This is a genomic window from Paenibacillus sp. 481, assembly GCF_021223605.1.
Lineage (GTDB): Bacteria > Bacillota > Bacilli > Paenibacillales > Paenibacillaceae > Paenibacillus_B.
This window is the reverse complement of sequence record NZ_CP075175.1, coordinates 5,115,613-5,129,469: the sequence shown is the minus strand read 5'-3', so window position 1 is coordinate 5,129,469 and position 13,857 is coordinate 5,115,613. Positions and strand designations below refer to the sequence as shown.

The window sequence follows — 13,857 nt, the reverse complement described above, 5'->3', positions numbered from 1 at the left end:
TTTTACTCCTTGTACTTAATCGCATCAATTTTTTCCCAATCTTCTGAAGATAAAAATGCTTCACCAAAAGGAATGAATGCAGTTTCTCCAATCTCACCAGATGTTAGTGCGACGTCAATTTTTTTTGTTTCAGGTTCAAATCTGATACCCAAAATCGCTTCCTCGCCATTCGTTGCTTTCTTATTTTTCATAAGAACCGATACGCTTCCAATATAAACTGTTTTATTATTAATATTGTATGCTTCGAAGAGATCAGAACCAGTAAAGTTATAGCTGATTTTCTCATCCTTTAGCTTTAAATTTCCAGAAATAGTACCATCAAACACTTCTTTTTCAGTGGTGGACATTTCTACATTCTTTTTAAGATCAATATCCAATTTAAGTTTGGCTACTTTACCACCTTTAAACTTTTTATCGTTTTCAACCGTAAGATTATTATTTTTAAATTGTTCTAACAGTTGATCATTCGACTTAATATTATTAAACTTGTAAGATTGGTCTGCAGTAGATTTGAAGCCTACAGAGATAAGCATGACCACAACAAGGATGGCAGTAGAACTTAATAGTAATATTTTCTTCTTCTTCATTACTAACCCTTCTTTGCATTGAATTATATTTTGTTGTCCGGACGAATACCATTATAGATCACAAGTCAGTTTATTGTTACTTCAAATTATTACCTCTTCGCTTTATGATCGTTGTATTGTTCCTTACCTAGCTAAGTTTAATCAGGAACAATTATTATCTTTACTTGATGCAATGAATTCTAATGACCAAATATATCTCAGAAGGCAATCTGTAAGTAATAACAAAGTTGTAGCGATACATGCAAACAGATTACTACCGGATGATGAATATAAAAAAAAGGTTCCCCCACCTGAAATTCGAATAAGTGTTAACAGGGAGTAACAAAAGGTAATAAAGGCTGCATTTGCAGCCTCTTTAACGTTACATATAGGAGTGTTACAGGTCCTTACATAGACAATATTTCAGGAGTATCGGTTGAGTTTTATTAACACAGAATGACATTTTAGTATTCTAAATTTCATCTTAAGCGCTACACTACATTGTAGACTGGCGGGCGCTTCCTTAAGCTAACGGGCAGTTTAGTTGTAAAAGGAGACTAAAGACTACTGAAATGTTAGTGTTATTTATTGTTCACATATACAGAACATTTGTTTAATAATTATAAGTTAGAAAATTTATTAGGAGGTATAGGGATGGCAAGAGTGGTGGCACCTTCAGGCGCGGGCATCGCAGCCTCTTATCAGGGTGTTCAGTCTGGTGGTCTTCAGGTCGACACGTTTTTTATTGGGGATGATGGCGCTCTATATGTTGCTTGGGTGTTAGGCACGGGTACTTGGAATCGACCAGTAGGCATTAGCAGGCCGAATATTGCACTGCCAGGCGCGAGGGTTGCGGTTGGATGGCGAGGCGGCATCCCATTGGCGGTATATCCAGGTGCGGAGGCCGGAACGGATGCTGTGTACTATACGTCTCAAGTTAATGTCTTTTTCATCGGAACGGATGGTGCTCTCTACGTCGCCTCGGTGATCGGTCTCGGTACATGGAACGAACCCGTCCGTATAAGCCCTCCGAATATCGCACCGCCGGGTGGAAGCGTGGCAATAGGTTATCAGACTTCCAGACAGTTAGACGTCTTCTTTTTTGATAACAATGGCGTACTCAATGTTGCATGGGCAAGCACGTCTGGCATAAGCGCCCAAGATTGGAATGGTCCCGTCGGTATTAGTCCACGGAATACTGCGCCACCGGGAGCAAGATTCGCTACTGGCGGTCAGGGATCCAATCAGTTAGTTGTAGTGTATTTTGGAAATAATGGCGCACTTCATATTTCTTGGGTGGTCGGCCGCGGTACGTGGCAAGATCCTGTCGGTATTAGTCCACCGGATATTGCGCCGCCAGGGGCTGGCGTCAGCACCGCAATACAGACAAGAAATCAATTGAATGTCTTTTTTATAGGGAAGAATGGCGCACTCAATGTTGCATGGGTGGCCGGCGGCGGTACATGGCAAGGTCCCGTCGGTATTAGTCTGCCGAATATTGCACCGCCAGGCGGGAACGTTATCTCGGCACCCCAGACCAGCAATCAGTTGGACGCGTTCTTTATAGGTAATAACGGCGCTCTTCATGTTTCTTGGGTGGTCGGCGGCGGTATGTGGCAAGGTCCTGTTGGTATTAGTCCACCGGATATTGCGCCGCCGGGAGCACCCCTGGCTTGGATCTTTCAAACAAATACACAGCTTGATGTATTCGTGAACGGACGTGAGCGCTGGGTATTTTGGACAGGACCGAATAAATGGGAAAGTTTCGCTCTGGCAAGTTAACGCGAAGTAGCGTTCTTCCGGATTCGAACGATCCTTTTGCATGGGCTTGTTCAGGTTGGTAAGGAACTTTAAAATGTCATTCGAAATCTGAATGAAATGTAATGTCCGGTACCTGAGTTTAATAAACTCCTAATTCAACATTTTATCGGACCCAAGAATACACTAGACAATTTTAGAAAATCAGAACTATTTACGACTAATTGGTGAGTCAGGAAATAAAGAAAAAATAAAAAAAGGTCTATTTCGAAAGCAACCGATTGATGTATTTACGCTAACGGGAAACGTTAGTGTATTAATAACAGCGGCAGTCTAAGACTTTATTTTCTATGCACAACAAAGTATAAAAATGGAGCTAGCTTATACAAAATCAATAAAAATCGGTACTCTCAACATCCCGTGACTTGTCCAATTTCTTATCTTCACTTTAGCTTGAATTCTCGGTTCAATATATACATATTCGTTGTCTTCCTTCAATAGGTTGGATTTACAATATTCCTCGTAGAATTTTCTATGGACATTAGTCATACCGCATTGAACTATACCTGTTTGTTTATATTGACCACTATCTAAACATACGGAAGTTAGCCACCCTAAACCTAGTTTATGATATCCAACTAAATAAACGGTAGTAATCGTCCAATTAATGATTTTTAACCAAGAACTCGATCGTTTTCCTATATAGCAGCTATCTTTTAATTTAGCAACCATTCCCTCCATACTTTGTTTTTGAATATATTCAAAGAGAGCAACTCCTGTATTTTCAAGCACTGGAATAGTAGTGATACCATCTAGGCCTTTCATACATATTTGTGAGAGTATATATTTCCGCTGAATCAAGGGTAAACGCCGAAGATCCTGATTCTTATACCACAATATATCAAAAGCAATGAAGGTAGCGGGTAGATTTGAAGATAATATTTTTATCCTCATACTGTTTTCGGTTTTAAGACGCTGCATTACCGATTCATATTCGATTTTACCAGAGTTAACGCAAGCTATTTCCCCATCTAACACAATATTATGCTTCCAAGTCAGTCTATGTAGTTCAGGATATTGACGGGTAACATTATTACCGTAACGAGTATATATGTTAGTTTTCTGATCAAAATACGTTAATATCGCTCGATGACCGTCGATTTTAGGCTCAAATATGTACTTGTCATCATCGAATGGGTGTTCGTACATTTCAAGTAGCATTGGTGGAAAACGAAAAGTAATCTTACTCACTCCTTATATTGACTATTAAAATTCTTAACGTCCTCGACCAGCAATATACATGAAATCCCGGACAAAAGTGATGTATTTAAAGAGATTTTATAGTTTAAATCTTAGCCAAAGTGGGAATAATAATGTATATAAAAAGGGAAGGGTAGATAGGTTATGCATACATTGTGGAAAGGTGCGCTAAGTTTCGGTCTCGTTCATCTCCCCGTAAAAATGCACGCAGCAACTGAGGATAAGGACATATCGATGAAACAAATTCATAGAGCTTGTGGTGCACCTATTTCAATGCTTAAAACGTGCAATCAGTGTAATAGAGAACAGACCTTGTAAAGGGATTTGAATTTCAAAAAAATCAATATGTATATTTTGAAAAAGAAGAATTAGATGAGCTTCTGCCAGAAGTAAATAAAGAAATAAGAATTATGGATTTTGTGAGTATCGAAGAAATTGACCCCATATACTTTCAAAAAACATATTATCTATCTCCTGATGGCCGAGCTGATAGAGGTTATACGCTTTTGATGGAGGCATTAAAAACTACTGGGAAAATTGGGATATGTCAAGTATCAATTCGTACGAAAACGAGTCTAGGTGCAGTCAGAGTTCTAAATAACTGTCTTGTCTTAGAAACACTGTATTACTTTGACGAAGTTAGATCAATTGAAGAAGTTCCTAATGTACAGACAAATCCCGTTGTTGATCCTAGCGAGTTAAAAATGGCGCAATCTATTGTTCAGCATCTTTCAGTTTCTTTTGAGCCTACCAAGTACCAGGATGACTATAGGAAACGGCTACAACAAGTGATTACGAAAAAGATTCAGGGGGAAGAAATACTACAAAATGAGGTTGCTCATCCAAAAAGCAATGTTCTCGATTTAATGTCTGCACTTCAGGCTAGTCTAGATGCTTTAGATAAGAGCAGCTCTAAGTCAATAAAACCAAAGGGGAAACGAAAAAAAGAACAAAATAGCATGATATCGTAAACTAAAAGTAGGAGAGTGATAAAAAGCAATCCTGCTTTTACATTAAATAGAGTAGAAGTGAACCTAATATATATTAATCCTCTTAAACCTACTTATTTCGTTGGATAAATTCCGAAAGTAGGTTATTTGTTATGCAGTCACCATGTACATTGAAGAAAATATTGTTCATTGAGAAATGTCTTATGATTGTATTAACTATTTTTGGGGGAAATTTGATTAAGCATAATGTGGTTGACTGAACAATGAAGTTTAATTTTAACTAAGATTCCTACACAGGAATGTCGTCAACTTCTTGTCACTAATGTCATCAACTTCTTGTCATCCGACACGACAAGAGGGCATGCTGTATAAGGCATAATCTTTTATTATATACATATGTACAAAATACGGGTTTTGTGAAAAAGTAATGCACATATGTATGGAACTAAGCTGGATTCCAACTGATTCTTGCTGAGTCTTGTCATTTTACGTTCCAGCTTACCGTGACTAACTCTGTACTTAAGTTCCGCTTTTACTGTTCAACTTTATTCGTTAATGTTTCTTTGTAACAAAAAAACAAGCTGCTCAATTTTTTTGAACAACTTGCTTTAATCATTCGTTTATCCATTAACATTTGAATATTTCTAATGCCGCTCATTGATTATTGATTGCATCCTCATTAAGGTTTAATCAATTGTTTGCTTTAATCACAAAATTTACAATAATGCCTAATTCCACTTCCAACTATACTTAGCAACTTAATATGTAACGTTCTAATCTAGAATGCTCAGCCTTCCTACGATTGGTGATTACAATCAATTTTAAAGGCCCTAGACAACAATTTAGGATGCAACGGCATAAAACATCAATCTACTCCGAAATGATCGTTAAACGCCCAATCTGACCACTCTAATCAGCGAACCACACGTCACCAGATTGATCGGAAATGATAGCCATTGGAGCTGTATCCGGAGTCGGAATAATAACTAAGCTCATTTCCCCGTTCCCTACGATTCGTCCTATTCGATTCCCTCACTGTACTATGTAGCACAGTGCTCCATCTTTTCCGGTGGTTATTCCATAAGGACCTATATCTGATCCAGCGGTCATATACTCGATTTTCGTGTTCATCATCAGCTTCCCTCCTACTTTTAAATACTGTTGGCTGGTTCCCATTCTCTAACGCATTCCACATTCCAGCCTTCCATTAAAGACCGACGCCACATCATCGCATCTACTCTATATAAAAAAGCTGTTGAGAAACACTCAACAGCTTTATCGTTATACTAAATTAGATTCATAAGCAAATAAGTATTTGATGGATTTGCACCCATAATGGTGGCGTGACTAGAACCTATTGTGTTTAGGTTTTGATCAAGAGCTCGAACAGAAATATGATAGTTATGTCCCGGCTCTAGCGTAGCCGTATGATTAATAGATGAACGATCAAAACGAGATGATTCAGACAATTGGTTAGTAGTCATATCGAATACCGAGATTTCATAATAGCGTGCTCCTGGGAAAGCGTTCCATGCCACGAAACATCTAATGTAGGATGAAAAAGTTGACTCATTTTGGCCAATTTGAATACTCGTATTAATCGTTTTGGCAGCAGGTGCTTGTTGAACATCTTGCGCCAACGCTGGAACAGCAGAAGCTAAAAACAGAAGTGTCGAGAAACCGATAACATATTTTTTCATCATTAAAACGCTCCTTTTTATACATATTTGATGTTAGGTTCATTGTGTCGAATCTATCATGAATTATATCAAATAAACCCCTTAGATTCCATAATATTCTTTATATAAGAAAAATATAACTTTTAAGTAGCCTATTAAAAAGTTTTATAGTTAATAACGTAAAAATTCATAAATATGAAAGGAATAACTCCTTGCAAACCTTATTATTTCTAATGATATATGATAAGGTTTTGATATAAAATGCGGGTTTTAATCACAAAACCTTATCATATGTTCAATCATTTGTTGAATGTATGAATAACGAATGACTCCCTACAAAATCCACATACACCCGCTCCAACCACAGCCTTATCAATCACGATTGATGTATCTTAAAATGCATGACGCGTTATAAGCGCGGAGGAAGTCTGTATTGTCTGTATTTTTACAGGAACACGTTAGGCATTTGCCTCATATGATGAGCTAACAATCGAGAGTCGTATAAAGGAGCGTAATGACAATGTATCCATACTCCTATTATGGAACGCCTTCTTTTATTTGTCGGGAGGAAAATGATTTGCCCAGATGGAATTCGTACTATCCTCAAGCTGGCCCAATGGCATATATGCCTTGTGTACCTTATATGGTTGTAAATCCGGTAGCTTCTACACCTGCCTGTCCCAACACACAAGGTGGACCTTGCATTAGTAAGGAAGTATTAGCGTTAAACAATCAGATGCGCTCGCTTTGGGAGCAGCACGTCGCATGGACGCGAATGACGATTTTAAGTATCGCTTTCAATTTGCCTGACTTGAACTTCACTACTGCACGTCTTCTACAAAACGCCCCCGATATGGGAAATGCACTTAAGCCCTATTATGGCGAACAAATAGCTACAACTTACGGTAATTTAATAAGGGATCATTTAGTGATAGCTGCGGATCTGGTCAAAGCAGCCAAGGCAGGCGATCAGCAAGCTGCGGATGCTGCGGAGAGAAAATGGTACGCGAACGGAGACGAAATCGCTCATTTTTTAAGTAAAATTAATCCTTATATTAGCTACGAATCATTTAGAAACATGTTCTATGAACATCTAGCCTTAACGAAAGCAGAAGCAGTAGCCATTTTAACGAAACATTTTCAAGCGAGCATTAATCTTTACGATCAGATCGAAAAAGAAGCTTTAGAAATGGCAGATATCATTACGAATGCAATCATTCAGCAGTTTCCGTCAAAGTTTTAATAAAAACAGGTTTCGTACTCCGTTTATGTACACAACAAGAGGGTTTCGTTCGTAGTGACGAAAGCCTTTTTTGTGTTTTACGAATACTCCCTCTAATAAATCAATACCTTTATTAATTGAAAAGAATGATTCACTATTCGATTATTTGTTTTAAAGCGAGGACTGTCGCAAATAAGCCCAATATCAGTAAGGAACGCCGCAAAAAAGCGGAGTACCCTTGCTGATATTGGGCAGGAACTATTTTGTATGCATCACTTTTTATATCATTTAATACCCTTCATTTAATTTCATCATTTACGCATCGCCTCGAACACAGTAGCAACACTCAACTCCGCATGAATCAATGAATTCGAATACGGCATCTGTCGCTCCAAATGATAGTTACGCAGTACATCCGTGTCCTTCAGCATGTTCCCTGTCAAAATACACGCAATGGATTCGTCCTTGTCTATCACGTACTGCGCCACAAGCTTCTTCACCCCTGCGATCGTCGCAGCCGATGCTGGCTCACAACCGATACCAGACGCATCAATAATTGCCTTTGCGTTCAAAATTTCTTCATCCGTCACCGCGATAGCGATACCATTCGTCTCTTCCAGTGTACGTTTCGCCTTGCGCCAGCTTGGCGGATTCCCGATATTCAAAGCCGAAGCGACTGTATATGGTTCTAGCTCCGCTTCAAGCTGAGGACTGTTATTGACGATCATGTTGTAAAAAGGGCTAGTCCCTTCCGCTTGCACGACGACAACCCGTGGCAACTTGTCGATGAAGCCTAGTGTATACAAGTCAGATAATCCCTTGCCAAGTGCAGATACATTGCTCAGTGCCCCACCAGGGACGACGATCCACTCTGGCAAGTTCCAATTCAGCATGTGAGCGATTTCGTACACAATACTCTTCTGTCCCTCAATCCGAAATGGATTAATCGAATTGCAAATGTACAGACCAAGCTCTTCACTATGTTGTTCAAGAAACGTTATACCATCGTCATAAGTGCCGTCAAAGGAGAAAATATGCGCGCCAAAGGCGAGCGTTTGCAGCACCTTGTTGAGTGAGATGTTCTTATTTGGGACAAATACATAAGAGTGAGCTTGAGCTAGTGCCGCATACATGGCAAGTGAAGATGAGGTATTTCCAGTGGAAGAGCAAGTGAATCGCGTATAACCAAGTGATTTACCATGTGTAAGGGCAACGGTCATTCCATTGTCTTTAAAGGAACCACTCGGATTCTCGCTTTGCGCCTTCAACCATACGTTTCGTACGCCAGCATAACGTGCAATGGATTCATGTTGATACAACCCTGTGTTACCTTCATATTTTGAAACGATATGCGATTCATCTACTTCTGGGAAGATCAATTCCTTATAACGCCAAACGCCGCTTGCATAAGGCCCCATACGTTCAGACAGTCTGCTATTAAAACGATCTTTCAGAAAATCACCGTCAATCTCGGAGAAATCGTGTCGAATGTCAAGCATTCCATGACACGTGCATTCATAGCGAAATGATACATATTGTTGCTGACAATCTACACATACATATTTCATGATTTTGTGATAGGCAAGATGCCCATCGTCCCCCCCTGCTTTATCGTGTTAGGTGAAAAATCATCCTGACAAATAGCATCTGAATATAGATTCATGTTGGAGTATATTGGATTTTTATTAATATAAATGAAGAGGTGTGCGATGTCCACTCGAAATGTGTAGCGAAAATAAAAGGAAACAGCCTAGATCCGAGCATTCTAGGCTGTTTATGAACATTAGACATCCGGTAAGCGCTATTTGAGCGCTTCTTGCAAAAACATGCCCGTATACGAGTCTTCTACAGCGGCAACTTGTTCGGGTGTTCCTTGAGCCATAATCGTGCCACCCGCTTCTCCCCCTTCTGGGCCGATATCGACGATCCAATCGGATTCACGAATGAGATCCATATTATGCTCGACAAGGATAACAGTATTACCTGCATCGACCAATTTATTTAATAGGATTAATAGTTGCTTCGTATCGTTAGGATGTAATCCCGTAGACGGCTCGTCTAGCAAATATAGTGTTTGCGTCTTCGTTTTCTTGCTTAATTCTTTCGCGAGCTTCATACGCTGGCCTTCGCCACCGGACAACGTTCGTACGGATTGACCCCATTGCAAATAGCCGAGCCCTACTTCACATAGCAGTTCAATCACACCCGCGAGCTTCCGTTGATCTGCGAGTACAGGTAAGCTCTCTTGCACGGTCATGTCCAATATGTCGGAAATGGAATAACCGTTGTACGTAATACGAAGAATTTCCTCTTGGAAACGTCGGCCTTTGCAAGCCGAGCAGCGCACTTCGAGATCGGGAATGAAATGCATATCGAGCGAAATGACCCCTAGCCCTTGGCACGATTCACAGCGTCCACCAGGTGTATTAAAGGAGAAATGTTTCGATGTGAGCTTGTTATGTTTGGCTTCTGGTAAGCTGGCAAAAAGATTGCGGATCAACGTAAATACATCCGTATACGTGGCGATATTGGAACGTTGCATGCGCCCGATCGGGGATTGGTCCACGGTAATCATATTTCCGATGTCGTTTAACCCCGTTATGCGATCGCAGCCTTCTCGCTGCTGCTCATCGGTGCCGCCTTCTGCGAGGATATCAAACAGTAGCGTCGATTTCCCTGAACCGGATACACCGGTAACCGAGATCAAGCAGCCTAGTGGTAATGAAGCCGTAATATGCTTCAAATTACGTGCAAATGCGTTGTGAATCGTCACCACATTGCCGTTACCTCGTCTTCTGCGACGCGCTGGAGCGGGAAGGCTTTCCGCTTTCAAATACGCGCCCGTTACGGAGTCTGGACTTTCCATTAATTGCTCTAAGGTTCCCGTACCGACAACGGTTCCTCCAAGGTAGCCCGCGCCTGGTCCCATATCAATGATATGATCCGCTGCACGCATAACTTCCACATCGTGCTCAATGACGAGCACCGTATTTCCCAGATCACGTAACTGCTTCAGCACGTGAATTAAACCTTTCGTGTCGCGTGGGTGTAGTCCGGCGGTTGGCTCATCCAAGATATACAACACGCCGGTTAGACCCGAACCTAATAAGGAAGCGAGACGAAGACGCTGGGCTTCCCCTCCAGAGAGCGACACCGCCTGTCGATTCAGCGACAAGTAGCCGAGACCGACATCGATGACCCGCTTCAACCTGACGGGCAAGTCATTTAATACGGCCTCCAAAATAGGCATGCCCTCGGGCGCTAGGCTGTCCGAAATCGCTTGTATCCAAGCCAGCACGTCATCAAGCGGCCATGAAGCAACTTCGGAAATCGTCGCTTCATTGACCTTAACCGCGCGACTTTCCTGATTGAGCCTTGCACCACGACAATCGCTACACGTCTGTTGTCGAAATAAGTCTTGATAACTATCGCCTTCTTTTTCCTTGTATCTTCTCCACAGTCCGGTAACGATGCCTTCGAATTTACCGCGTCCAACCGTCTTGGGTGGGACAATATGAGGAAAGTGCTCCATAAACGCTTCGCTTTCCACGCCATAGAACAACAAGTCACGCTGCTGTTGATTGTATGCTTTCAGGGGCTGATCAAGGTCGAAGTTCATGCCATAATGCTTAGCGGCAACCTCAATTAAACTTGAAAAGTACTCGATCATGCTGTCGTACCAAATCGTGACGCCTCCACCGCGGATACTCTTTTCTTCATCAAACACGGCCTCCATCTTTAAGGTGGCCACATTTCCGAGTCCACTGCACGTCTGACATGCCCCTTCAGGCTTGTTGAATGAAAAGTGAGACATACTTAATGCGGGCAGCATATGATTACATTGCGGGCATGATAGGAAGTGTGCGGAGAAGCTATCATCTTCGTCTAGTTCGTTTAGTGTTGCGCTACTAGTCATGCCTTCGACTGGTGGAACTACTTTTGTGCCGCAGGATGGGCAAGAACGCTCGCCACATTTCGCGTATATGACGCGCAAATACGTGTACATATCTGTCACCGTGCCAACTGTCGATCTTGGATTGCGGTTGGTGACATGTTGACCTACACTAATAGATGGGGAAAGCCCGATCATAGAGTCGACTCGCGGCTTACTAATGGAGTCTGATACCATCCCCATTGACTCCATGTACTGACGCTGACACTCTCTTTGCAGCGTATCCATCGCCAATGTCGATTTTCCAGAACCAGAGGGGCCTGTAAGCACAACCAGTTTATGTTTCGGAATTTCCAGCGAAACATTTTTCAAATTATTTTCACGCGCACCTTTAATAACAATATTATCGCTCAAATAATCTACCTCCAATTTTTATCGGTAACCTTATCGTACAACACTTATGCAAATGCTAAGGTTTTACTAAATTTTGCGGGGTTTATAACCAAAACATTGTCACGCATCTTTAATGTTTTATTTCACCCCTAATCCATGAAGTTAAGACATAGATTCACGTGGTTAACAAAAAAAGATCACGTGATCGAGTATCGTATCGGCCCTAAATCAAAGGATACACTTCCTTCGCATACAGCTAACATTTTTACGAAATTAACCTTATAATGTAATCAACTCAACGAATGAAAGGAAATGTTAGATGAAAAAAATTGTGAGCGCGAGTACGTATTTCATTCTCATACTTGCGGTATGTACCATTCTTTTTATTATTGGAAATCAAATGCTTATCCCATCAGAATCGGATAAACAGCCTATCAATACGGCTATCACCTTAAAAGATGTTGCAGCTGTCAATCATACGATCCAATTTTCGGAGAAGCCTACAGTACTGCAAGTTTTCACTTCATGGTGCCCTTATTGCAACGATGATGCGCCGAAGATCGTCTCTCTGCATGAACAATACAAAGATAAAGTAAACATTTACGGGATTAATCTGATCCAGCGCGATGAAATGGACGCCGTTAAAGATTTTATCAGGAATTATAAAATAAAATATCCAGTCTTGCTTGATGAAGAGGGAAAAGTACATAAGTTACTAGGCGGAACAGGATTCCCTGCCCTATTCTTCTTCAATTCCCAGGGAGAAATCGTGGACCAAATTATAGGCTCCTCTGAAATGGAGTATATTGAACAATCATTCAGTCAATTTATTACCAATTATGAATAAGCATGTGATCAACTGTACGAACCGTTTTATTTTACAGTAATGAGGGATTAGTATGAAATTATGGACAATTCAATCGCTACAAGCATGGGAAAAGGCTCTCGAACAAGGTGAGCTTGCGGGCCATTCCAAATATGTATGGGAATCCTTTATTCATCCGTACCATTGGATGATGGAGCAAATGAAACTCCGGATAGCCAACTACACTGGTGAGTACCCGATCTGGCTCTGGACAATAAGACCGGATTTAAGGTGCAGTGGCCACCTTGAACGAGGGTTGGACGGTGTGTTGCTGGAAGTTGAATTACGGAGCGAAGATGTTCTAATATCTGATTTTCAAGCTTGGCATATGGTACTCAATGATTCGTTTCTGGCGTTTGATGAGGAAGAAGAAGCGTTATTCAACAATGGCAAGTTGTCGATTACCAAAGAACAAAGCTGGGAGCGTATATTTGATTATTCCACGCTTTACAAGCATGAATATTGGTGCGATGCGGAATATGATTTACAAGTGGTGACAGGGCGTATTTCGCTGGAACAAGTAAAATTACTTAAGACATTTAAAGCTCGCTAATGAGATGGGTTAAAAAAATGATGTACGGCCTCTTTAATTCGTTTACATCGTAAATGTTAAGTGTCATTAAATTTCACGTCATACCAAACGTCAAACCTAACGCCATACCAAAAACGCTGATTGCCCCTAGCGAGCAATCAGCGTTATATGTCTAGCCATTTCGTCTGCAATGCTCACCTAACCCTTCGGTCGGTGGCTATTGAGCGGGCAAGCATCGTCCTGACAGGCGCCTGCGGGGACAATTTTGCGGCGTGCGGCAATCCAGTCGTATACTTTGTCTCCGATACCTAACCAAGTAGCTAGCTTTAGAGGCAGCCACCACGGCATGAGCAGCGGAACAACGCCGCAAATGGCCGTTACCGCGTCGATACCACTATACACACGTCCATCGGCTAAACGTCGCACATGCATACGTGCCTCAAGCTCCGCTACTGGTGCGGGCGCTGGACTTTTTTCATTCACTTCACGGATCGAATGGAACGTTAGCCGCTTCATCCAATCCCAACGTTCCAAACGTTGGCGAATACCTTGGCATAACGGGCACCAACCGTCATACCATACTTCAATTTTATTACTATTTTGGTCAAGGCCACTCATCTCATACCCCTCCAACTCTAAACGCACGATGACTATATAATGTTATACTTATATTACATCATACAGGATACGATGCCTATTAGAGAGTCCGAAACATCCTTATGTAAAAAGGACGAAGGGTA

At 41.3% G+C, this 13,857-nt stretch carries 10 protein-coding genes and 1 pseudogene; 5 read left to right on the top strand and 6 right to left on the bottom strand.

From position 1 onward, the window contains the following. Window positions 1-2: 2 nt before the first annotated feature. Window positions 3-587, bottom strand: a complete 585-nt coding sequence (locus KIK04_RS22170) for a hypothetical protein (protein ID WP_232275860.1) — start codon at window positions 585-587, stop codon at window positions 3-5. A 633-nt stretch (window positions 588-1,220) separates the two neighbouring features. Between KIK04_RS22170 and KIK04_RS22165 the strand changes: the two genes are divergently transcribed. After that, window positions 1,221-2,348 (top strand): PLL family lectin, encoded by a 1,128-nt coding sequence (locus KIK04_RS22165; protein WP_232275858.1) that lies wholly within the window; start codon window positions 1,221-1,223, stop codon window positions 2,346-2,348. Between the two features lie 357 nt (window positions 2,349-2,705). Here the strand turns inward: KIK04_RS22165 and KIK04_RS22160 are convergent, their stop codons facing one another. Then, window positions 2,706-3,575: an ATP-dependent DNA ligase gene (locus KIK04_RS22160; protein WP_232275856.1), complete on the bottom strand. Its 870-nt coding sequence runs from the start codon at window positions 3,573-3,575 to the stop codon at window positions 2,706-2,708. Between the two features lie 153 nt (window positions 3,576-3,728). Here KIK04_RS22160 and ku point away from each other — a divergent pair. Continuing rightward, window positions 3,729-4,555, top strand: a pseudogene (gene ku, locus KIK04_RS22155) (non-homologous end joining protein Ku). A gap of 1,265 nt (window positions 4,556-5,820) precedes the next feature. Here the strand turns inward: ku and KIK04_RS22150 are convergent. Continuing rightward, window positions 5,821-6,237 (bottom strand): hypothetical protein, encoded by a 417-nt coding sequence (locus KIK04_RS22150; RefSeq protein ID WP_232275855.1) that lies wholly within the window; start codon window positions 6,235-6,237, stop codon window positions 5,821-5,823. 619 nt (window positions 6,238-6,856) lie between these two features. On the opposite strand from KIK04_RS22150, the gene KIK04_RS22145 reads away from it, so the two are divergent. After that, window positions 6,857-7,456, top strand: a complete 600-nt coding sequence (locus KIK04_RS22145) for an acetylglutamate kinase (RefSeq protein WP_332330021.1) — start codon at window positions 6,857-6,859, stop codon at window positions 7,454-7,456. 290 nt (window positions 7,457-7,746) lie between these two features. Here the strand turns inward: KIK04_RS22145 and thrC are convergent, their stop codons facing one another. Then, the gene (gene thrC, locus KIK04_RS22140) at window positions 7,747-9,003 is read right to left on the bottom strand and encodes a threonine synthase (RefSeq protein WP_232275854.1); all 1,257 of its coding nucleotides are present in this window, start codon (window positions 9,001-9,003) and stop codon (window positions 7,747-7,749) included. Between the two features lie 233 nt (window positions 9,004-9,236). Further along, entirely contained in the window at window positions 9,237-11,741 is a 2,505-nt protein-coding gene (gene uvrA, locus KIK04_RS22135; RefSeq protein ID WP_232275852.1) for an excinuclease ABC subunit UvrA, read from the bottom strand. Between the two features lie 298 nt (window positions 11,742-12,039). Here uvrA and KIK04_RS22130 point away from each other — a divergent pair, with 298 nt between their 5' ends. Then, on the top strand, window positions 12,040-12,567 hold the full coding sequence (locus KIK04_RS22130) for a TlpA family protein disulfide reductase (RefSeq protein ID WP_232275850.1): 528 nt from the start codon (window positions 12,040-12,042) through the stop codon (window positions 12,565-12,567). A 52-nt stretch (window positions 12,568-12,619) separates the two neighbouring features. Beyond that, window positions 12,620-13,138, top strand: coding sequence for a DUF3841 domain-containing protein (locus KIK04_RS22125; protein WP_232275849.1), 519 nt, complete (start codon window positions 12,620-12,622; stop codon window positions 13,136-13,138). Window positions 13,139-13,315: 177 nt separating this feature from the next. Here the strand turns inward: KIK04_RS22125 and KIK04_RS22120 are convergent, their stop codons facing one another. Continuing rightward, window positions 13,316-13,735 carry a thiol-disulfide oxidoreductase DCC family protein gene (locus KIK04_RS22120; RefSeq protein WP_232275847.1) on the bottom strand — a complete coding sequence of 140 codons (420 nt, stop codon included), beginning with the start codon at window positions 13,733-13,735 and terminating at the stop codon, window positions 13,316-13,318. Window positions 13,736-13,857: the final 122 nt, after the last annotated feature.